The sequence below is a fragment of the Prevotella sp. LCP21S3_D2 genome, from assembly GCF_052118345.1.
GTDB lineage: Bacteria > Bacteroidota > Bacteroidia > Bacteroidales > Bacteroidaceae > Prevotella.
In genome coordinates this window covers 1-21505 of sequence record NZ_JBQKHJ010000026.1, presented here as the reverse complement: position 1 = coordinate 21505, position 21505 = coordinate 1, and the positions used below count along the sequence as shown (strand labels likewise).

Here is a 21505-nt window from a genome sequence, read left to right as displayed (position 1 = left end):
TAAATATATTCCTTTCTTTATTTCTCTTTAGGTTTTTCCTTGTCGCCACCAGCCGGTTCCTTAGGTTGCTGCGTTACGGCATCAGACTTCTTCAAGGTCTGCAGCGGCGCCTCATGACGCTTGATAGCCTTGAGTTCCGAGCCCTTGCCCTTGCCTTTCCATACAAAGATATCATTCTTGTCCTTTGGACGGATATCCTCGAACCAGGCAAAGTTAGGCAACTTATACTGTGCCGGCGGTATCTGCGTGATAGGATACAGGGTGCTGGTGAACTTATTGGTCCATATCTTGTCCAGCTTCCGCTGGGCACCCATATACATTCTCATGGTATCCGTCTCCAGATAGTTCAAGCCCACCAGAGAGCTGTCCCTGTCATTGGTCATATAATAAATGGTCTGCACATTGGCTATAGCCTCAGTCATCTTGACCTCTCCCGCTTCGAAGAATGACTTCATCTCCTTGGAAGTGATCTGATTGTAATGGACGGAATCCGGCATCTGTTCGATGGAAAGAGCCTGTCCGATGACATGTGCCATGCGAATGGTAGAATCGTTCATGTATACCCTGATTTCCTCACCCAGCAGCTGACGGTTGCCGTTCCAGGTGATAGGATCCTTATACATCGTCATGCAGGAATCCTTGGAGTTGAAGACCAGGGAATCGCATACTGCCTGCACATCTGCACGGTAAGCCCTTACCTTAGGATAGGCATGCACCTTACGGTAAACGGAGTCGGTATTGATATGGAAGGTATAGATGCGCATGGTATCTGAATGCATCCACAAGGTATCCTTCTTGGAGAAATCCATGGCAACAGGATTGCGGGTAGCAAATCCGGTACCGGTCTTCTGATTATATCGCAGATAATTGCAGGTAAGCGAATTTTTGTTCTTCTTATCCACAAAAACGACATTGCCATATCCGGTACTCTCGCCATCCTTCTTGTAATAGAGACTGTCGCCGGTGATACTCTTCTCCTTATCGATGATGGTAGAACGGCCAAAGAGCTTTGCCTTATCTGTCCTGGTATCATAATAGCCATCCTCGGTATGGACGATACCGCCACTACCGGAAACAATCTTGGATGGCCCCACCATGTGGGCTGTAGACGTTGGCACATCATAATACAAGGTATCGGTAGTAACCACATCCTTGCCACTACGCAACTTGACATTGTAGACGAACTTAGCCTCACGGGTCCGGGTATGATACTCACCCCAGTCGGAAACCAGACGGTCCTTGCCGTCGATGAGCGTACCACCATCAAAGAAGTTTGCCATATTATACAAACGGTCGAAATCCAGACTGTCAGTACGCAAAGTCTGTCGGCGGTGATGCAGGACCACGTTCTTTCGGGCATGCATCATCTGCATCTGTCCGTCATAATCAGCCCTTTCACAAGTGAGCGACAAGGTATCACCCTGACGGTAATGGACATGCCCGAAGGCCTTGACGGAATTGGAAGCCTGATAGAAATAGGCACTATCACAGGTGAGGTGGCCCCCCTGATGGGCGAAGGACACCTTGCCCTTCACAATCTGTGCATCAGGATTGCTACCAAACATATCATAACGGAGTTCATCAGCATGCAACAAATAGACGCGGTCTCCGTCAGGACGCTTCTTACTACGCTTTTTAGGGGCTTGCATGGCCTGTACCAAACAAAACCCAAATAGGCATAGAATCAATATAATAGAGATTCTATGCCCGTTCTTAATATTATCAGAATGCTTGTTTATCATTTAATCCAACCTTGATATTCAAACTTACAATCCTTGTATCGATCGTTCATTCGAACGTATGTCTTCTTGATTTTATCCACTACCCAGTCGTGAATGGTTTTCTGGCGTTCCTTGGCCAGCACCACATCCTGCATCACCTGGAAATCTTCGGTAATGGTAGCGCGGTGACCCTCTACTCTACTAACCAGCTTCACCAAGGCGCAGGTAGTTTTTCCCTTGGTATTGACCATGGTAAACGGTGCTGAAATCTGTCCCACCTTCATGGTATCCACCATACGTGCCACCTCAGTAGGCAGGTCCTTCATCTTGAACTTAGAAGTACGTACATCACCATCGACCACGTTCACCATCATACCCTTGTTGTTGCGGGTATCCTTATCGTCAGAAAGAGCACCAACAGCAGCCTCGAAGGTAAACTTATCGGCACGGATATCATTGGCAATGGAATCCAGACGGCCGATAGACTTATCGATAGCTTCCTGAGAAACCCGTGGCTTCAACAGAATATGGCGGCACTTCAGCTTATCACCACGCTTGTCAATCAACTGGATGATATGGAAGCCGAACTCAGACTCCACAATCTTGGAAATCTTCTTTGGGTCGGTCAGGTTGAATGCAACATTGGCAAAGGCAGGATCCAACATACCTCTTCCTACATAGTCCATCTCACCACCCATGCGGGCAGAACCAGGGTCTTCAGAATACATACGTGCCAAAGTAGCGAAAGTAGTCTCGCCCTTGTTCACACGGTCAGTGAATTCTCGCAGCTGGTTCTTCACACGGTTGATTTCCTCCATCGGAATACGAGGCTGCATGGTCAGGATTTCCACTTCCACCTCTGTCGGTACGAAAGGAATACTGTCGGCAGGCAAGTTGTTGAAATACTTGCGTACCTGAGCAGGCGAGACCTTGATATTCTTGACCAGTTCCTGCTTCATCTTCTGGATGAGCTGCTGGTTCTTGAAGTCATCATGCATCTGCTCACGCATCTGGGTGATGGTCTGCTTACGATATTCCTCCAACTTCTCGCGGGAGCCAATCATGGAAACCCAGGCATTGATCTGCGCATCAATACCCTGCATCACTTCAGATTCAGAGACCTCGATACTATCAATGGCAGCCTGATGGAGGAAGAGCTTCTGAACAGCAATCTGCTCAGGAATAGAACAGTCTGGATCGCCGGAATATCTGATACCCTCAGCCTCAGCCTGCAAACGAGTTACCTCAACATCAGACTTCAAAATAGCCTCATCTCCCACAACCCAGATAACCTCATCTACGACGCTACCCTCATTGACAGGCTGTGAAACAGCAGCAGTCTTCTCTGCCACCGAGTCAGAATCGGCAGTCTTTGCCCAAGCACTCTTGCCACTTCTCGTAGCATTGGCACTGATTCCAACAATCATCAAGAGAGCCACGAGAGCCCAACTTGTCTTATATCCCAATTTCATCTATGTTTCAATATATATTAATGTTTATTCACCGTAGCCAATACTTCCTGATTGACTACAACCTTATATTTCTTTCTCAATTCAGCAACCCATTCCTTTTCGAGCACATCCTGATAGTCGGCAATCACCAGCGCCTTGACATCCGTATACTCCTTAGGTCCCTTTTTCAAGACCTTTCCATAAGTTGCATCTATCGGATACTCCTTGAGAGGTTCAACCTTTACGTCCCTGCGGAACACCTTGTTGTCAACCAAAGCGTTATCCCCCATCTTGAAGATACCCTTTTCAACACGAATGCGCATAACGGAATCGGCATTGAAGGAACTTCTCAGCACCTCAGCCCATTCATCAAAAGGCTTCCCCTTGAGCGCCTTCTTCACCGCCTTCACATCCGCCTGATTCTTCACATGGTAAGCAATGCCCTTGAACCGAGGCTCATCCCATGCATAATTCTTCTTGTGCTTGGCGAAATAAGCAGCCAGAGCCTCTTCATCCCTGGCAGCCTTCTCCCAAACCAGACGGTTGCTGATTTCATACAGCAACAGTCCATCGTGATATTCCTGAACCAGATACTTCAACTGGTCATCTTTTGCGGTCATTTTCGCAGTCATATCATCAAGCACAGCTTCCTTATCCTTCAACTGAGCTGACGACTTACTGATGGAATCCAACTTCACATCAATGATATGCTCCCTGATGCCACGTGCATCAATGAAGTGACAGATATCATTCCTCACCGAGTCGTATGGGAAGAAATCCTGCTTACCCATCAACTTGATGATATGATATCCAAATTCAGACAAGACCGGCTTGGACATCTCTCCCACCTTCATGGAGAAGCAGGCATCCTCGAAAGCCTTTACCGTCTGTCCTCTGGTAATCCATGAAATATCTCCGCCTTTGACGGCAGAGCCTTTATCATCTGAATATTTCCTTGCCAATTCAGCAAAGTTACCCCCTTTTCTCAACACCTGATACAAAGAATCGGCTCTATATTTAGCCTTGTCCTGTTCGGCAGCGGAAGCTTTCTGACCCAATCTTATCAGGATATGGGCAGGTCTTACCATCCCGCCGGCAGCAAGCACTCTCTGCTTCGTATCATTATAAATCCTATGCGCTTCCGCTTCTACGTCCTTATCAGAAATGACGAAAGGACGAATCTGCTGGTCACGATACTGCAGGAACTCAGCCTTGAAAGAAGACAAGGTATCCAGACGAGCATCCAGGGCAGCCTGCACCTTTAACTTATAATTGACGAACAAGTCGACATACTCATTGACAGATTTCTTGTCAATGACACCTTCGGAATTGTTCTTATTATAAGAATACTCAAATTCAGAGCGGCTGACGGGCTGACCATTGATGGTCATGACAGTAGGATCGTTTTGAGCAAAAGCTATGCTCCCCTGAAGGAGCATAGCTAGAGAAAGCGCATAAAATTTCATATTAATATTTTACATTAATTTATACCGGACGGCTATAGTTTGGAGCCTCACTGGTGATAGTAATATCATGTGGGTGACTCTCCAACACACCAGCATTGGTAATGCGGGTGAACTTAGCACCGTGCAACTTCTCGATATTAGCTGCACCACAGTATCCCATACCAGAACGCAAGCCACCCATCAGCTGATAGATAACCTCCTGAACGGTTCCCTTGTAAGGAACACGACCAGCAATACCCTCTGGTACCAACTTCTTGGCATCCTTGGTATCACCCTGGAAGTAACGGTCCTTAGAACCGTTTTTCTGCTCCATAGCCTCCAAAGAACCCATACCACGATAGCTCTTGAACTTACGACCGTTGAAGATGATGGTATCACCAGGACTCTCCTCAGTACCAGCAACCAAAGAACCGATCATCACGCAGCTACCACCAGCAGCCAAAGCCTTCACGACATCACCAGAATAGCGGAGACCACCATCAGCAATCAAAGGCACACCAGTACCCTGCAATGCAGAATATACATCATAGACAGCGCTCAACTGAGGAACACCCACACCGGCAACGACACGAGTAGTACAGATAGAACCTGGACCGATACCAACCTTGACACCATCAGCGCCATTCTCTACCAAATACTTGGCAGCAGCACCAGTAGCCACATTACCTACCACTACGTCAACGTTAGGGAAGGCAGCCTTCACCTGATGAAGTTTTTCTACCACACCCTTAGAATGACCATGAGCAGTATCAATGACGATGGCATCAGCACCAGCCTCAACCAAAGCCTTTGCACGATCCAAAGTATCAACGGTAACACCTACACCGGCAGCCACGCGAAGACGACCCTTGGCATCCTTGCAAGCCATTGGTTTATCCTTAGCCTTGGTGATGTCCTTGTAAGTAATCAAACCTACCAGGTGATTCTCATTGTCAACTACAGGAAGCTTCTCGATCTTGTTCTCCTGCAGGATAGCAGCAGCAGCGATCAAGTCGGTCTGGATATGAGTAGTAACCAAGTTCTCGCTGGTCATTACCTCATCAATCTTCTTGTCCATGTGACGCTCGAAACGAAGGTCACGGTTGGTCACGATACCCACGAGATGATTTTCATCATCTACCACAGGAATACCACCGATATGATAATCGTGCATCATATCAAGAGCATCCTTCACTGTACTGCCACGACGGATGGTGACAGGGTCATAAATCATACCATTCTCAGCACGCTTCACAATAGCGACCTGACGAGCTTGCTCCTCAATGGTCATGTTCTTGTGAATAACACCAATACCTCCTTCACGAGCGATGGCAATCGCCATAGAAGCCTCGGTAACGGTATCCATCGCTGCGGTAACGAATGGAATGTTCAACTCGATATTACGAGAGAACTTGGTTTTCAACTCTACCTCTTTAGGCAGTACCTCTGAATAAGCAGGGATAAGAAGGACGTCGTCGTAAGTGAGACCGTCCATTACAATTTTATCTGCAACAAATGATGACATATTGTAACCTTTAAAAATTTATTGCGTGCAAATTTAGCAATAATTTCTCAGATAGACATCGCTTTTTACGAAAATCTTACCTTATTAATGCTATTTAACGTGTTTAATTGGCTTGTTCGGACAAAAACTTGATTCTAACGAGTCGAATTTCATCTTCTGTGTAATCTTCACCCAACTCGTCCTGAGCTGTGTCCAAGTCGTCTGTTTCACTCTCCATGAAGTAGTCGTAAATGTCGTCTACATGATCGTCATCTATCACTTCTTCTATGAAATAATCGATATTCAACTTGGTTCCGCTATACACGATAGCCTCTATCTCATCCAAGAGTACAGAGAAATCCAAACCCTTAGCCTCAGCCAGGTCGTCAAGAGCTATCTGACGGTCAATGGACTGGATGATAAACACCTTGAGCATGGACTTCTTGGCAACGGTTCTCACCCGCAGCTCCTCGGCCCGTTCGATATCGTGCTCCTCACAATATTTCTTTATCAAGGTATAGAACTCCTTGCCGTATCTCTTAGCCTTTCCGGCACCCACACCCTGGATATTCTGCAATTCCTGAATATCTACCGGATACATGGTAGCCATCTGTTCCAGGGAAATATCCTGGAAGATGACGTATGGAGGCAGATGATGCTTCTTGGCAACAGTCTTGCGCAAATCCTTCAGCATGTTGTACAATGCAGGATCAAGCGCACCTGTTCCACCCTCATGAGTGGTCTCTACATAATCATCCTTAAACTCCTTGTCGGCAACGATCATGAAAGACTGAGGATTGCTGATATAGCGCTTACCGGCAGCTGTCAATTTAAGAAGTCCGTAATTCTCGACATCTTTCTTGAGAAAACCTGCAATCAAAGCCTGGCGGATGACCGGATTCCACAACTTGGCATCCATATCCTCGCCGGAGCCAAACTCATCCAGTTCGTCATGCTTATGGGATACGATATCGTCAGTACCCCTACCTTTCACGAAATCAATAATATATTCCTGTCGGAAATTCTCCTTCACTGCCTTGACAGCCTTCAGGACAACAAGCAGGTTATCCTTAGCCTCCACCTTTTCAGTAGGATGGAGACAGTTGTCGCAGTTATGGCAATTTACCTCACCGTATTCCTCACCAAAATAATGGAGCAGCATCTTACGGCGACAAACGGATGATTCGGCATAGGCAGCAGTCTCCTGTAACAGCTGTCTACCGATATCCTGTTCTGCCACCGGCTTATTCTCCATAAACTTCTCCAGCTTTCTCAAGTCCTTTCTACAATAGAAAGCAATACAGATGCCTTCACCGCCATCACGTCCGGCACGTCCAGTCTCCTGATAATATCCCTCGAGACTCTTAGGTATATCATAGTGGATGACAAAACGCACATCCGGCTTGTCAATACCCATACCGAAGGCAATGGTGGCAACGATGACATCAATCTTCTCCATCAGGAAGTCATCCTGAGTCTGGGAACGGGTAGCAGAATCAAGGCCCGCATGATAAGGCGCAGCCTTGATTTCATTGGCCTTCAAAACTTCTGCCAACTCCTCAACCTTCTTACGGGAAAGACAATAGATGATGCCGCTCTTACCAGGATGCTGACGGATAAACTTGATGATCTGGCGGTCAACATCATTGGTTTTCTGGCGCACTTCATAATACAGATTAGGTCTGTTGAACGAGCTTTTATACTCCAATGCATCCAGAATACCCAGATTCTTCTTGATATCCGTGCGCACCTTGTCGGTAGCCGTAGCAGTAAGAGCAATGACCGGAGCCTGCCCAATCTCGTTAACAATAGGACGGATACGACGATACTCAGGGCGGAAATCATGTCCCCACTCAGAAATACAATGAGCCTCATCTACAGCATAGAAAGAAATCTTGATGGTCTTCAGGAACTCCACGTTATCCTCCTTTGTCAAGGACTCCGGAGCCACATAAAGCAATTTCGTTTTACCTGACAAGATATCACTCTTGACCTTCTCTATTGCAGACTTATTCAATGAAGAGTTAAGATAATGTGCCACACCATCACTCTCGCTCAAGCCATTGATAACATCCACCTGATTCTTCATCAGGGCTATCAATGGAGAAATCACGATAGCTGTACCTTCCATAATCAAGGAAGGTAATTGGTAACACAAGCTTTTGCCACCACCAGTAGGCATCAATACAAAAATGTCATGGCCCTCCATCAGATTCCTGATGATTGCCTCCTGATCACCTTTAAACGAATCGAAACCAAAGTAGTGCTTCAACTGTCCTGTTAGACTAACCTGTTCTGTCATATCCACCTAATATTATTTTCTCATTTTATGTCTTATGGTAATTAGAAATCAGCTGGGGGAAGTATCCCCCAACCAACTTATGCAGATTCCATCTGTCCGAGATGAGCCTTGTCGAGCTGAGCCTTGGCATACTCCAAGGTAACCTCGAAAGACTTCACTTTCTTAGAAGGAATCTCAAACATGGCGTCCATCATCACTGCCTCCACGATGGAGCGAAGTCCTCTGGCACCCAATTTATATTCTACGGCCTTATCAACCAAGTAGTCAAAAGTCTCTTCCGTGAAAGACAGCTTGATGCCATCCATCTCGAAGAGTTTGATATACTGCTTGACAATGGAATTCTTAGGCTCAACCAATATCTTACGCAAAGCCTCTCTATCCAGAGGATTGAGATAGGTAAGTACAGGCAGACGACCGATAATTTCCGGTATCAAGCCAAAAGACTTCAAGTCTTGAGGCAAGATATACTTCATCAAGTCAGCCTTGTCAATCTTAGCCACATTCTGTACAGAATTATATCCCACCACATGGGTATTGAGACGCTGTGCTATCTTGCGCTCGATACCATCGAAGGCACCACCGCAGATAAACAGGATGTTCTTGGTATCTACATGGATATAATCCTGGTCAGGATGCTTTCTTCCACCCTTTGGCGGCACATTAACCATGGTACCTTCCAAAAGTTTAAGAAGGCCCTGCTGCACACCCTCGCCACTTACATCACGGGTGATGGAAGGGTTATCGCTCTTACGGGCAATCTTATCAATCTCATCAATAAAGACGATGCCTCTCTGGGCAGCCTCTACATTATAATCAGAAACCTGGAGCAAGCGGGACAAGATACTTTCCACATCCTCACCAACATAACCAGCCTCTGTAAAAACAGTAGCATCAACGATGGTAAAAGGCACATCCAGCAACTTGGCTATAGTACGAGCCAACAGGGTTTTACCAGTACCTGTACTTCCCACCATAATAATATTGCTCTTTTCAATCTCAACACCATCATCGCTGACAGGCTGCTGCAATCTCTTATAATGATTGTAAACAGCCACAGCCATACTGCGCTTAGCCTGATCCTGACCAATGATGTATTCATCCAGATACTCCTTGATTTCCATTGGCTTTGGAACCTTTTTCAATGCGAACTTTTCACCCGCATTCTGCTGGTGCATGACTCCAGTAGACTCAACAATTTCATAAGCCTGCTGAGCACAATTCTCACAAATGTAGCCATCTACACCCGTGATGAGCAATTTTACTTCATTTTCGCCTCTTCCACAGAAGCTACAAACTTTCTTCTTTGGCATATTATTTATTACTTACGTATCAACACGTTATCAATCATACCATACTCCTTAGCCTCCTCGGCAGTCATCCAGTAGTTACGGTCGCTGTCAGCATAAACCTTGTCGTATGGAGTATGAGAGTGCTCAGAAATAATGGTATAGAGTTCTTTCTTCATCTTCAGAATTTCGCGAGCCTCGATTTCGATATCAGATGCCTGACCCTGAACACCACCCAATGGCTGATGAATCATCACACGGCTATGAGGCAAGGCAGAACGCTTTCCCTCCTGACCAGACACCAACAGCACAGCAGCCATAGATGCAGCCATACCGGTACAGATGGTAGCTACATCGCTGGTGATAAACTGCATGGTATCATAAATACCCAGACCTGCAGTGACACTACCTCCAGGACTGTTGAGATAGATAGAAATATCCTGAGTACTATCTACAGAGTCCAGATAAAGCAACTGTGCCTGAAGCGTATTGGCTGTATAATCATCAATCTCAGTACCAAGGAAGATGATACGGTCCATCATCAAACGTGAGAACACATCCATCTGGGTAACGTTCAACTGGCGCTCCTCCAGGATGTAAGGATTCAAATACTTTGCCTGAGCATTCATTACGTCATCAAGCACCATACCGTTCATACCAAGATGCTTGGTAGCATATTTTCTAAAATCGTTCATATCTAATTACTTTTTTTCTTCAAAATTAAGAACAAAAAACGAGGTTATCGACCTCATTATCCCGTTCGGTGGAACAAAGATAATAAAAAAAGTCGATAACCTCGTAATTATTTGAAGTTTTTTTTCTAAAAAATGTTATTCCTGCATCATCTTGTTGAAATCCTCTACAGAAATCTCTTTTTCGTTGAGTTTTACAGCCTTCTTAAGAGCCTCAGCCAACTTGCGATCGATAGAACGGTCTACCAATGCTTCAACAGACTCACCCTTCTTGAGAATCTCGTTTGCATAGTTCTCGATATACTCCTCAGGAATGTTGGTCATACCATACTGAGCGAACTGAGCACGAGCAGCTTCCTTAGCTGTCTCCTTGATGTCCTCGTCGTTCACCTTAATCTCCTGAGCCTGGATGAGCTGCTCCTTGATGAGGTGCCATGTCAACTCCTTGATGCTCTGCTCGTAGTTCTTCTCTACAAACTCCTCGCCCTTATCCTTGTTGTTAGCCAACATGATACGCTTCAAGAGTGCGTCTGGGTATGTCAACTCACCAACCTTCTTCTCGCAGTGCTCACGAACGTCAAGGATGAACTTGTAGTCAGAGTCGTTAACCAACTGCTCCTGCAAGCCCTCAGCAATCTTAGCACGGAAAGCAGCCTCGTCCTTCACGTCAGTATCCTCACCGAGAACCTGCTTGAAGAGCTCCTCGTTAACCTCGTGCTTCTTGAAACGCTGGATCTCTGTGATCTGGAAGCTGAACTCAGACTCCAAGTCAGCTACAGCCTCACGCTCAATCTTCAAGAGTGAAGAAACCTCAGTATCGTTCTCTGGGTAAGCCTTCTTAGGGTTGAATGTGATTACATCACCAAGCTTAGCATCATTGAAGAGATTCTTCTGCTCCTCTACCTTGATGTAGCTAGGCATCAGGATAGCGCCTTCTACAGTGATACCACCTTCCTTGGTGTTACCATTCTCATCGAGCTCACGGATATCACCCTTCAACAGGTCGTTCTCCTCATACTTCTCACCCTTCTCGTAGCTACCTGCACGCTGAGCGTACATCTCTACCTGCTGGTCGAGGATCTTATCGTCAACCTTGATGTTATAGTAATCTACCTTGTCGCGACCGTTGAGAGTTACCTTGAACTCAGGTGCAACAGCGATATCAAACATAAATGTGAATGTAGTACCATTCTCCAAGTCAGCTGGCTCCTGCTTCTCTGATGGGAGAGGCTCACCGAGCATCTGAATCTTGTTTTCCTGTACGTACTTGTAAATCTCCTGGCCTACGATCTTGTTGATAGCCTCCATCTTTACAGAAGGACCAAACTGGCGCTTAATCATACCCATAGGAGCCTGACCAGGACGGAAACCTGGAACATTAGCCTTTTTACGGTAGTCTTTCAAGGTCTTCTCAACCTCATTCTTGTAGTCCTCTTCCTCTACTACGAGAGTCAAAAGACCATTAATCTTGTCAGGATTTTCAAATGAAACTTTCATCTTGATTTTTTATTTTTATTATTATTAATTATTTCTCTTTCAATTGGTTTAGGCATTCCAAGCAGTTGTTGGGGTGAGTCCTCCACACAATCGGCTTGCAAAATTACGCATTTTTAATGGATATACCTAATATATAATAGAAAAAATTTGTTTTTTTAACCTTATTCACTCTCTTCACGCACTTTTTTCTGCTCATCAAGCAGTTGGAAGTCCTTCTTGCGGAGTACAAAGCTGGTGGTAAGATACTTCTCCTTCACCGTTTTATTCTCTGCCAACTCCTCTGGAGTACCCTGAAAAAGAATGCGACCTTCAAAGAGAAGATAGGCGCGATCGGTAATGGTAAGCGTCTCATCCACATTGTGGTCGGTAATGAGAATACCGATATTGCGATACTTCAATTTCCACACAATATGCTGGATCTCTTCTACCTGAATAGGGTCGACACCGGCAAACGGCTCATCGAGCATGATAAACTTAGGATCGTTTGCCAGACAGCGGGCTATCTCTACACGACGGCGCTCACCTCCAGAGAGTTGGTCACCCAAGTTCTTACGCACCTTCTGCAAGTCAAAATCCTTGATGAGACTCTCCAACTTAGCCTTCTGGTAATCGCGTGGCTTGCCGGTCATCTCGAGTACAGACATAATATTGTCTTCAACACTCATCTTACGGAATACGCTGGCTTCCTGAGGCAGATAGCCGATACCCGCACGGGCTCTCTTATAAACAGGATAACTGGTTATCTCCTGATCACCCAAATATACATGTCCCTCATTAGGTACCACCAGTCCGGTTGTCATATAGAAAGACGTGGTCTTACCAGCACCATTCGGTCCCAGCAAACCCACAATTTCACCTTGCTTTACATTGATGGAAACTCCATTGGCAACTGTTCGCTTGCCATAACGTTTCACCAAGCCTTCGGTTCTCAGCACCAAACCTTCTTGGTTTGCAGGCTGATCTATATTCATATTTTCGTCCATAATTAGCTAATTTGGTTGCAAAAATACTAAAAAACATGGAAATAACGGTTATAAATTCAAAAACTATTCACAATATTGCAGTTTTTTAGAGGATTTTGGTTAATTTTGCACCATAATTTAATAAGAAACGGCTCATTTCTTGGATAATTGAGCCATCAAAAGCATAATTGATTGACATGATAATAGAAAAATGGCTTACCACCTTCGGTAAATATCTGATACTGATGGGACGCTCATTCTCTCGACCTGAGCGAATGCGCATGTTCCTCAAACAGTATATCAAGGAAATGCAGCAACTGGGTGTCGATTCCATCGGTATCGTCCTCCTCATCTCGTTCTTCATCGGTGCGGTAATCTGTATCCAGATGAAGCTCAACATCCAGAGTCCATGGATGCCCCGATGGGTATCGGGCTACACCACCCGCGAGATTATGCTCCTCGAGTTCTCTTCCAGCATCATGTGTCTGATTCTCGCCGGAAAGGTGGGGTCCAACATCGCTTCTGAGTTGGGCACCATGCGAGTAACCCAGCAGATTGACGCACTCGACATCATGGGTGTCAACTCGGCATGCTATCTGATTCTGCCAAAGATTCTCGGTCTGGTTACCATCATGCCGTTCCTGGTTATCTTCAGCTCGGGAATGGGTATCATCGGAGCGTATGGAACTGCGTATATCGGGCATATCCTGCCACCGGATGACCTCACGCTGGGTCTCCAGCATTCCTTCAACCAATGGTTTGTGTGGATGAGTATCATCAAGAGTCTCTTCTTCGCATTCATCATAGCGAGTGTTTCCTCCTACTTCGGATACACCGTAGAGGGTGGTTCGGTAGAAGTAGGTAAATCCTCAACCGATGCCGTTGTCAGTTCCAGCGTACTGATTCTGTTCTCTGACGTATTTCTCACTCAAATCCTTTCATAATCATGATAGAAGTAAAAAATCTAACGAAATCATTCGGCGACAAGACCGTACTCGATAATATCAGCGTGCAATTCGAAACCGGCAAGACCAATCTGATCATCGGTCAGAGTGGTTCGGGAAAGACGGTTTTGATGAAGAATCTCGTCGGACTCCTGGAACCTACCAGCGGTCAGGTGCTCTACGATGGTCGTGACTTTGTAAACATGAGTAAGAAAGAAAAGGTGTTGATGCGCAGAGAGATGGGAATGATTTTCCAAAGTGCAGCCCTCTTTGATTCGCTCAACGTATTAGAGAACGTGATGTTTCCATTGGATATGTTTTCAAACAAGACCTATAGAGAACGCATTAAACGAGCACAGGAATGTCTTGACAGAGTAAACCTGATAGAAGCTCAACAGAAATATCCTGGAGAAATTTCTGGCGGTATGCAGAAACGTGTGGCCATTGCACGTGCTATCGTCATGAATCCTAAATATCTTTTCTGTGATGAGCCGAACTCTGGTCTGGACCCTAAGACTTCGCTTGTTATCGATGAGTTACTCTCTGGCATCACCAAGGAGTTTAACATGACTACCATCATCAATACACACGACATGAATTCCGTGATGGGCATTGGTGAAAATATCTGTTTCATCTACCAAGGTCAGAAAGAATGGCAAGGAAACAAAACCCAGGTGATGAGCTCAACCAACGAAAAACTAAATGATCTCGTCTTTGCTTCTGATCTGTTCCGCAAGGTCAAGGAAGTGGAAATGAAAAATAACAAATAAGCAGATTCCTTATAAAAAAAGGGGTGTGGCATAAGTCTGGATAATAGTTGGCGCATAACAGTTGACCACCGCATGCACAACAGCTGGTGTGCATGCGCATATCAGTTGTTATGCAAGCGCACAACAGCTGTTGTGCGACCGGAGATACTGACTATCTCAACAACATATCCTAGCTTTTCCAACAATATATCCTAGCTTTTCCAACAACAAGAAGAGGGTGAATCATAAACTTATGACACACCCTCTTTTTTTATGAGCTTATTTAAAAATCAAATTATCTCATTTTCCATTCGCCCTTTACTTCAATCATCGGAACAATAATCTGTTCCTTGGTACTGTCACCGTAAGATATCCGCAGAAAGACATCGGCTACATGACGGGCGGTATCAGCCTTGGCACTCAGAATATCCACCTTACTCATGCCCTTGTGTTCATCCTGCTGTTGCTCTACATACATTTGGGCATTCAGTAACAACTGGTCATGATAACCTTTAGGAATACGATAAGGTTGATTGAAACCTGCAACATACTCCTCATATTTACCCTCTAAAAGTAAGTCATAATACCCCTTTGCGGCGATGCCGGCAAAGTAAGAAGGGTCAGGACGCTCCTCCTTGCAGGAAGAAATTCCTAACCCCATACTTATTATCATAAAAATCAAAAGTTTCTTCATCTTGATTCTTCACACTTCATTCTTCACTTCAATTCTACTTCTGACGAATGAAAACATTGATTGGACAACCATGCAATGACCAGTTGTCACGAATCTTGTTCTCCAGGAAGCGGCGATAGTTTTCCTTTACATACTGTGGCAAGTTGGCATAGAACACGAACGATGGAATCGTGGTGTTAGGCAACTGGGTGCAGTACTTAATCTTGATGTACTTACCCTTCACGCTCTGAGGAGGATAAGCCTCGATGATAGGCAACATCACCTCATTAAGCTTGGAAGTACCGATATGAATCTTGCGGTTCAGGTAAACCTCCTTGGCTGTTTCCAATACACGGAAGATGCGCTGCTTGGTCAATGCAGAAGCAAAGATGATAGGGAAATCCACGAATGGAGCCATACGATTGCGGATGGCATTCTCGAAGGTATCAATCACCTTCTGGTTCTTCTCCTCTACCAGGTCCCACTTGTTCACTACTACCACCAGACTCTTGTTATTCTTCTGGATCAACTGGAAGATATTCATATCCTGGGTCTCGATACCACGGGTTGCATCAAGCATAAGGATGCAGACATCACTGTTCTCAATGGCACGGATGGAACGCATCACAGAATAGAACTCCAAGTCCTCACTCACCTTGTTCTTACGGCGGATACCAGCTGTATCTACCAGGTAGAAATCGAAGCCGAACTTGTCGTAACGGGTATAGATACTGTCACGGGTAGTACCTGCAATCTCGGTAACGATGTTTCTATCTTCACCGATGAAGGCATTGATAATACTGCTCTTTCCGGCATTAGGACGGCCTACCACAGCAAAACGAGGGATGTCTTCCTCGATGGCTTCCTCAGGATTATCCTGAAGCTTGTCTAATATGATGTCGAGCAAGTCACCCGTACCGCCACCTGTTGCGGCACTGATACACTGAGGGTCGCCCAAGCCCAACTTATAGAACTCGGCAGCCTGATAGTATTCAGCACTGTTGTCCACCTTGTTTGCCACAAGGATTACAGGCAGTTTGGCACGACGCAAGATCAGGGCTACGTCCTCATCCCAGTCGGTCAAACCGGTGTTCACGTCTACCAGGAAGAGAACCAGGTCGGCCTCTTCGGTAGCTACCAACACCTGCTTGCGGATAGCATCCTCGAAAATGTCATCTGATTTTACGACCCATCCACCGGTATCCACCACAGAGAATTCTCTGCCGTTCCAGCTGCACTTACCATACTGACGGTCGCGTGTAGTACCTGCCGTATCGCTCACGATAGCGCGGCGAGATTGAGTCAAACGATTGAATAAAGTAGATTTACCCACGTTAGGGCGACCTACGATTGCTACTAAATTTGCCATAATAAGTCATTCAGCCTCCTTCCTTTGAGGAGGTATTCAAGGATGTGGTCTCTGCATCCAAGTTAATAATTTGCCGAAGCTGACCTTGCTCCGGCCCTCGCCCCTCTGGCGAGAGTCACTCCCTCGATTACATTCAGGGAGGGGAAGTCGATATTAGTGATTAGTTATTAGAACTGTGCTAATCATTAATCACTAATCACTATCTATTATTCCGGATTATATCCGAAGGCGTCGAGTTCTCGCTGCGAACTGCGCCAGTCTTTATCAACCTTTACAAAGGTTTCCAGGAAAATCTTCTTGCCGAAGAATTTTTCCAAAGCCTTGCGGCTTTCAGTATTCACCTTCTTGAGCGCCACTCCCTGGTGACCAATGATGATGCCCTTCTGGGAATCACGCTCCACGTAGATGACGGCATTGATGTGGATACGGGTATCATCTTCCTTGAACCGCTCCACTCTAACCTCTACAGCATAAGGAATCTCCTTATCATAATAGAGAAGTATCTTTTCTCGAATAATTTCCGAAACGAAGAAGCGGGCTGGCTTATCGGTCAACTGGTCCTTGTCGAAGAACGCAGGTGACTCAGGTAACAACTCCTTGATGCGCTTCAAGAGCATATCCACGCCAAACTTGTTTTTCGCAGAGATAGGAAGAATCTCAGCATTCGGCAAGAGCGAATGCCACTTCTCTACAATGTCACCCAGCTTCTTTGGGTCGCTCTGGTCAATTTTGTTGATGAGCAGGAGCACCGGAATCTTCATCTTCTTGACCTTTTCCAGGAAGTCGATGTTCTTCTCAGGATTCTCTATCACATCAGTAACATAAAGCAAAACATCGGCATCAGCCAGCGCACTCTCCGAGAAGGCGAGCATCATCTCCTGCATCTTGTAGTTTGGCTTCAAGACGCCAGGGGTATCCGAAAACACGATTTGCATATCATCGGTATTCACGATACCCATGATACGATGACGAGTGGTCTGCGCCTTGAAGGTAGCGATGCTGATACGCTCGCCCACCAACTGATTCATCAGCGTACTCTTACCCACATTAGGATTACCCACGATATTAACGAAACCTGCTTTATGCATACGATAAAAAATTGATTGAAACGAAATGTTTAAATGAGTTTGCCAGAACCTGGCATGAAGCTAAAGAAACGCATCCTTGCTTAGTTCACTTTTGTTGAGATGAAATAAGAAAGATGCGTTTCCTTATATAGATAATTATTCTATCCTATTTTAATATGTCTTACTTGCCATAAGCAGCACCATCGTATGCCCACTTATAGAATGATGCACCGTGTACGAATCCTGCACCGAATGCTGTGAAGATGACGTTGTCGCCCTTCTTCAACTGACTCTCTGCATCCCAGAGTGCCAATGGGATTGTTGCCGCACTGGTATTTCCATAATGGTCGATGTTAACTACCACCTTGTCAAGTGGAATTCCCGCACGCTTGGTCACAGCCTCGATGATACGGAGGTTGGCCTCGTGTGGAATCACCCAGTTCACATCTTCAGCCTTGAGATTGTTCATCTCCATGATCTTCATCACGTCGTTGCTCATGTCGGTTACTGCGTAACGGAACACGGTACGACCTTCCTGATAAAGATAATGCAAACGATGATCTACAGTGAAGTGTGAAGGAGGGCAGACAGAACCACCAGCCTTCATGTGGAGGAAAGGCAAGCCTTGTCCGTCGGTACGAAGGTATGAGTTCTGTACACCTATGTTCTCTTCCTCTGTTGCCTCTACAAGAACTGCACCAGCACCATCTCCGAAGAGTACGCAAGTAGCGCGGTCTGTGTAGTCAACAAGTGAAGACATCTTATCAGCACCGATAACGATGATTTTCTTGTATCTACCACTCTGAATCATGCTAGCTGCAACATCCAGGGTGTACAAGAATCCACAGCAAGCTGCAGAGAAGTCGAATGCAAAAGCGTTCTTCAGTCCGAGCTTACCGAGGACGATAGATGCTGTAGAAGGGAACTTGTAGTCTGGTGTGGTGGTTGTCACAATCAGTGCATCGATTGTGTCTGGATCTACGCCAGTCTTCTGAATCAACTGCTTTGCAGCTTTACGAGCCAAGTAGCTGGTTCCGAGACCTTCTTCTGTGAGAATGCGACGTTCCTTGATACCTACACGTGTGGTAATCCACTCATCTGTAGTATCAACCATGCGTGACAACTCCTCGTTATTGAGGATATAGTCAGGAACGTATCCACCAACACCAGTGATTACAGCATTGATTTTACCCATTATTCAGCTGCTTCCTTAACGATTGCAACCTTACCACGATAGTAACCGCAAGTAGGGCAAACAGTGTGGTATACATAGTATGCACCACAGTTAGGGCAAACTGCCAATGTAGGAGCTACTGCCTTATCATGAGTTCTTCTCTTAAGTGTACGTGTCTTTGACTGTCTTCTTTTAGGATGTGCCATAATTTTTTAAATGTTTTAATTTTTGAATTTTACTTTTTTAATTTTAATAGAGCTGCCCAGCGTGGATCTACAGTTTCCTCTTCTTCCTCACCGCTTCGGGCGGCAGAATGCTGTTGAAGCATTTCAATCATAGCAGGGTTGCATTTTCCAGGTGCATGCACATGCTTGATGGGAATGTTGAGGTCTATAAATTCATAGATGAACCACGAGATATCGAGTATTCCTTCGTTCTCGGCCACAATCACGAGGTCATCTTCTTCTGAGTATTCTTCTCCGAACTTAACGACGAGTCTATCATCGGTTTCAATATCTTGATCCATATCGTCCAGACAGATGTCGCATGGTATGTGTACCACTCCCTCTGTATGAAAATTGAGCTCATAGAAATCGTCCGTCCTGTTAATGGACAGACTACTCTTCAGCTCGCCTCTCTGAATGTCAGGAGCATCTATTGCCTGAAAGTATTCATCGTCTAGCTTGAACTCCAGATTTGTTACTCCCTGGGGCAAAGCTTTCAAATCAATCTTATAAGACTCTATATTACACATAAATTCAATATATACCATATTGGTTTCGGGCTGCAAAGTTACAAATATTTTTTGAGATAAAATAATTTTTTATGTAAAAATCACTAAAATCTCTCATTATTAACCGATTATTGTCCGATAATTACCCTTTTTGAGGTAAAATATCGCCCTATTATTCCTTCTTCAGTTCTATTCTGAAGGTAGTTCCCTTACCAACCTCGCTACTTTTCACCCATATTTTTCCATGATGATATTCTTCTACAATCCTCTTGGCAAGCGAAAGTCCAAGGCCCCATCCTCGCTTCTTGGTGGTGAATCCCGGGCGAAATATATTCTTCAGATTTTTTTTCAGAATTCCCTTACCTGTATCTTCCACTTCAATAATCGCTTTATCCAGCATCTCGTCCACTCTCAGGATAATCATACCACCATCAACGCCCATGGCATCCACTGCGTTCTTGGAAAGGTTCTCTATGACCCATTCAAAGAGCGAAGCATTCATCTTGACGATAATGTCATGTTCAGGAAAGATTTTCACCATCTTCACCTTCTTGGAAGTACGGCGGTCCATATAATCGATGACATGATCCATCACCTCATTCAGACTAGCCGGAACCGGTTCTGGAAGGGAACCTATCTTTGAGAATCTATCAGCAATCAATTGGAGTCTCCTGATATCCTTATCCATCTCGGGTATCAGATTATCGTCAGGATGATTCATTTTCAGGATTTCTAGCCAAGCCATCAGACTGGAAATAGGCGTACCTAACTGATGAGCCGTTTCCTTCGATAACCCCACCCATACCTTATTCTGTTCTGCTTTCTTGGAAGTAAGCAACGCAAAGATGGCGATGACCACAAATATCATCACCACTCCAAGCTGAATATAAGGATAAGCAGAAAGGCGACGAATCATCAATGATTCATCGTAGCATACTTGAATATAGTCATGAGTAGAGTCATCCAATTCTATCTTTATATTCTTCCCTTTTGACAAGAGTGATTTCCCCAGTATGGCAGCATTTCTTAAACTATCCTCATAATCCTTGCCTGTGACCTTGATATTACGGAAGGTCTGTGCCCGATTTTGAGAATCCATAACGATGACAGGAATCGAATTGTTCTCATTGATAACTTTAAGGACGAGATTCAAGTCGGTATTATCATCTGCCGTATTGAGGGAGCGCATGGCTTCCGCCCAAACCTCCATCCGGTTTCGCTCCTCCAGAGCCAGGTCACGGACTAGGAAATGGGATACAACGAGCGAGGCGACAGCAATCAATACCGCTGCTATCACCAGATAAATCTTCACCTGTCTTATCCTATCCGTCCAAATCATGCTGCAAAGATACAAAAAAAAATCGAGTAGGAGGAAAACGAAGTAGTTTTTCTCCTACTTTCGTTTTCCGACCTCTCACACCACCGTACATGCGGTTCCGCATACGGCGGTTCCTATTTTGGATACCATTCGAGGTATGAACCCGTCAATGTAGCATAGCCTGCCATGCTCAACTTTTCATTGGTTATCGCACGACTTAGTATGTAACTGCCAGCTATGCGCCAATCCCCCAAACGACTATTGCCCCACATGTAAGCTTGGTATTTGTCAATACCGCACTTTATCAAGTTGGCAATTCTCGTTTTTACCCTCTTCCACGACTTCCATATATACATACGTAGCCGTCGCCTTAGCCACTCGTCCGTTTTCATGAGGAAACGTTTCATGTTGGCGAGGTGATAGTAACCTACCCACCCCCTTATGTACTCTTCTAGTTTTTGCTTCCTCTTGGCATATCCCCAGCCATTGCTTCGGGAAGTCAACTCCTTGAGTCGGGCTTTCATCTTGGCTTTAGCTTTTGGGTGTACCGTGAGTTGGCATTTGCCTTTCATTACATAAAAGGAGTAACCAAGGTATTTCACACCTTGCACATAGGAC

The 21505-nt window shown here is 45.2% G+C and carries 19 protein-coding genes; 2 read left to right on the top strand and 17 right to left on the bottom strand.

Going from position 1 to position 21505, the window contains the following annotated elements; translation table 11 throughout:
- Positions 1-17: 17 nt before the first annotated feature.
- From ACTQ16_RS13425 to lptB, 9 genes are all read right to left on the bottom strand, one after another.
- Positions 18-1742 carry an OstA-like protein gene (locus tag ACTQ16_RS13425; protein WP_294971374.1) on the bottom strand — a complete coding sequence of 575 codons (1725 nt, stop codon included), beginning with the start codon at positions 1740-1742 and terminating at the stop codon, positions 18-20.
- Positions 1739-3193 (bottom strand): peptidylprolyl isomerase, encoded by a 1455-nt coding sequence (locus tag ACTQ16_RS13420; RefSeq protein WP_153123582.1) that lies wholly within the window; start codon positions 3191-3193, stop codon positions 1739-1741. The genes ACTQ16_RS13425 and ACTQ16_RS13420 overlap by 4 nt, the downstream gene beginning before the upstream one ends.
- A gap of 17 nt (positions 3194-3210) precedes the next feature.
- Positions 3211-4638, bottom strand: a complete 1428-nt coding sequence (locus ACTQ16_RS13415; protein WP_441937838.1) for a peptidylprolyl isomerase — start codon at positions 4636-4638, stop codon at positions 3211-3213.
- 19 nt (positions 4639-4657) lie between these two features.
- Positions 4658-6142 carry an IMP dehydrogenase gene (guaB, locus tag ACTQ16_RS13410; RefSeq protein WP_217761741.1) on the bottom strand — a complete coding sequence of 495 codons (1485 nt, stop codon included), beginning with the start codon at positions 6140-6142 and terminating at the stop codon, positions 4658-4660.
- Between the two features lie 103 nt (positions 6143-6245).
- Positions 6246-8423, bottom strand: a complete 2178-nt coding sequence (gene recQ / locus ACTQ16_RS13405) for a DNA helicase RecQ (protein ID WP_441937836.1) — start codon at positions 8421-8423, stop codon at positions 6246-6248.
- A 77-nt stretch (positions 8424-8500) separates the two neighbouring features.
- Positions 8501-9733 carry an ATP-dependent Clp protease ATP-binding subunit ClpX gene (gene clpX / locus ACTQ16_RS13400; RefSeq protein WP_294971384.1) on the bottom strand — a complete coding sequence of 411 codons (1233 nt, stop codon included), beginning with the start codon at positions 9731-9733 and terminating at the stop codon, positions 8501-8503.
- Positions 9734-9741: 8 nt separating this feature from the next.
- A complete protein-coding gene (gene clpP, locus ACTQ16_RS13395) occupies positions 9742-10404 on the bottom strand; it encodes an ATP-dependent Clp endopeptidase proteolytic subunit ClpP (RefSeq protein ID WP_153123592.1) in 663 nt (220 codons plus the stop codon).
- Between the two features lie 135 nt (positions 10405-10539).
- Positions 10540-11898: a trigger factor gene (gene tig, locus ACTQ16_RS13390; protein WP_294971388.1), complete on the bottom strand. Its 1359-nt coding sequence runs from the start codon at positions 11896-11898 to the stop codon at positions 10540-10542.
- Positions 11899-12059: 161 nt separating this feature from the next.
- Positions 12060-12881 carry an LPS export ABC transporter ATP-binding protein gene (lptB, locus tag ACTQ16_RS13385; RefSeq protein WP_153123596.1) on the bottom strand — a complete coding sequence of 274 codons (822 nt, stop codon included), beginning with the start codon at positions 12879-12881 and terminating at the stop codon, positions 12060-12062.
- A gap of 176 nt (positions 12882-13057) precedes the next feature.
- Here lptB and ACTQ16_RS13380 point away from each other — a divergent pair, with 176 nt between their 5' ends.
- Positions 13058-13804, top strand: coding sequence for an MlaE family ABC transporter permease (locus ACTQ16_RS13380; RefSeq protein WP_153123598.1), 747 nt, complete (start codon positions 13058-13060; stop codon positions 13802-13804).
- Positions 13805-13806: 2 nt separating this feature from the next.
- Positions 13807-14574, top strand: a complete 768-nt coding sequence (locus ACTQ16_RS13375) for an ABC transporter ATP-binding protein (protein ID WP_441937834.1) — start codon at positions 13807-13809, stop codon at positions 14572-14574.
- 274 nt (positions 14575-14848) lie between these two features.
- Here the strand turns inward: ACTQ16_RS13375 and ACTQ16_RS13370 are convergent, their stop codons facing one another.
- From ACTQ16_RS13370 to ACTQ16_RS13335, 8 genes are all read right to left on the bottom strand, one after another.
- Entirely contained in the window at positions 14849-15214 is a 366-nt protein-coding gene (locus ACTQ16_RS13370) for a hypothetical protein (RefSeq protein WP_441937833.1), read from the bottom strand.
- A gap of 67 nt (positions 15215-15281) precedes the next feature.
- Positions 15282-16595 carry a ribosome biogenesis GTPase Der gene (der, locus tag ACTQ16_RS13365; RefSeq protein WP_295346823.1) on the bottom strand — a complete coding sequence of 438 codons (1314 nt, stop codon included), beginning with the start codon at positions 16593-16595 and terminating at the stop codon, positions 15282-15284.
- A 206-nt stretch (positions 16596-16801) separates the two neighbouring features.
- Positions 16802-17683 (bottom strand): GTPase Era, encoded by an 882-nt coding sequence (era, locus tag ACTQ16_RS13360; RefSeq protein ID WP_153123606.1) that lies wholly within the window; start codon positions 17681-17683, stop codon positions 16802-16804.
- Between the two features lie 160 nt (positions 17684-17843).
- Positions 17844-18857: a beta-ketoacyl-ACP synthase III gene (locus ACTQ16_RS13355; protein WP_295346822.1), complete on the bottom strand. Its 1014-nt coding sequence runs from the start codon at positions 18855-18857 to the stop codon at positions 17844-17846.
- Positions 18857-19042 carry a 50S ribosomal protein L32 gene (gene rpmF / locus ACTQ16_RS13350; protein ID WP_006848356.1) on the bottom strand — a complete coding sequence of 62 codons (186 nt, stop codon included), beginning with the start codon at positions 19040-19042 and terminating at the stop codon, positions 18857-18859. The genes ACTQ16_RS13355 and rpmF overlap by 1 nt, the downstream gene beginning before the upstream one ends.
- Positions 19043-19071: 29 nt before the next feature.
- The gene (locus tag ACTQ16_RS13345) at positions 19072-19590 is read right to left on the bottom strand and encodes a YceD family protein (protein WP_218417416.1); all 519 of its coding nucleotides are present in this window, start codon (positions 19588-19590) and stop codon (positions 19072-19074) included.
- 151 nt (positions 19591-19741) lie between these two features.
- A complete protein-coding gene (locus ACTQ16_RS13340) occupies positions 19742-20908 on the bottom strand; it encodes a sensor histidine kinase (protein WP_294971565.1) in 1167 nt (388 codons plus the stop codon).
- Between the two features lie 113 nt (positions 20909-21021).
- Positions 21022-21505 (bottom strand): group II intron maturase-specific domain-containing protein (locus ACTQ16_RS13335; RefSeq protein WP_441937832.1); only part of this gene is annotated, 484 nt, incomplete at its 5' end.

Coding starts and splice junctions, on each gene's coding strand:
- ACTQ16_RS13345 (WP_218417416.1), bottom strand. CDS start 19,590: ATGTGTAATATAGAGTCTTATAAGATTGATTTGAAAGCTTTGCCCCAG.
- ACTQ16_RS13370 (WP_441937833.1), bottom strand. CDS start 15,214: ATGGGGTTAGGAATTTCTTCCTGCAAGGAGGAGCGTCCTGACCCTTCT.
- guaB (WP_217761741.1), bottom strand. CDS start 6,142: ATGTCATCATTTGTTGCAGATAAAATTGTAATGGACGGTCTCACTTAC.
- ACTQ16_RS13375 (WP_441937834.1), top strand. CDS start 13,807: ATGATAGAAGTAAAAAATCTAACGAAATCATTCGGCGACAAGACCGTA.
- ACTQ16_RS13355 (WP_295346822.1), bottom strand. CDS start 18,857: ATGGGTAAAATCAATGCTGTAATCACTGGTGTTGGTGGATACGTTCCT.
- ACTQ16_RS13425 (WP_294971374.1), bottom strand. CDS start 1,742: ATGATAAACAAGCATTCTGATAATATTAAGAACGGGCATAGAATCTCT.
- ACTQ16_RS13340 (WP_294971565.1), bottom strand. CDS start 20,908: ATGATTTGGACGGATAGGATAAGACAGGTGAAGATTTATCTGGTGATA.
- rpmF (WP_006848356.1), bottom strand. CDS start 19,042: ATGGCACATCCTAAAAGAAGACAGTCAAAGACACGTACACTTAAGAGA.
- ACTQ16_RS13415 (WP_441937838.1), bottom strand. CDS start 4,638: ATGAAATTTTATGCGCTTTCTCTAGCTATGCTCCTTCAGGGGAGCATA.
- clpX (WP_294971384.1), bottom strand. CDS start 9,733: ATGCCAAAGAAGAAAGTTTGTAGCTTCTGTGGAAGAGGCGAAAATGAA.
- ACTQ16_RS13380 (WP_153123598.1), top strand. CDS start 13,058: ATGATAATAGAAAAATGGCTTACCACCTTCGGTAAATATCTGATACTG.
- clpP (WP_153123592.1), bottom strand. CDS start 10,404: ATGAACGATTTTAGAAAATATGCTACCAAGCATCTTGGTATGAACGGT.
- der (WP_295346823.1), bottom strand. CDS start 16,595: ATGGCAAATTTAGTAGCAATCGTAGGTCGCCCTAACGTGGGTAAATCT.
- ACTQ16_RS13420 (WP_153123582.1), bottom strand. CDS start 3,193: ATGAAATTGGGATATAAGACAAGTTGGGCTCTCGTGGCTCTCTTGATG.
- era (WP_153123606.1), bottom strand. CDS start 17,683: ATGCATAAAGCAGGTTTCGTTAATATCGTGGGTAATCCTAATGTGGGT.
- lptB (WP_153123596.1), bottom strand. CDS start 12,881: ATGGACGAAAATATGAATATAGATCAGCCTGCAAACCAAGAAGGTTTG.
- tig (WP_294971388.1), bottom strand. CDS start 11,898: ATGAAAGTTTCATTTGAAAATCCTGACAAGATTAATGGTCTTTTGACT.
- recQ (WP_441937836.1), bottom strand. CDS start 8,423: ATGACAGAACAGGTTAGTCTAACAGGACAGTTGAAGCACTACTTTGGT.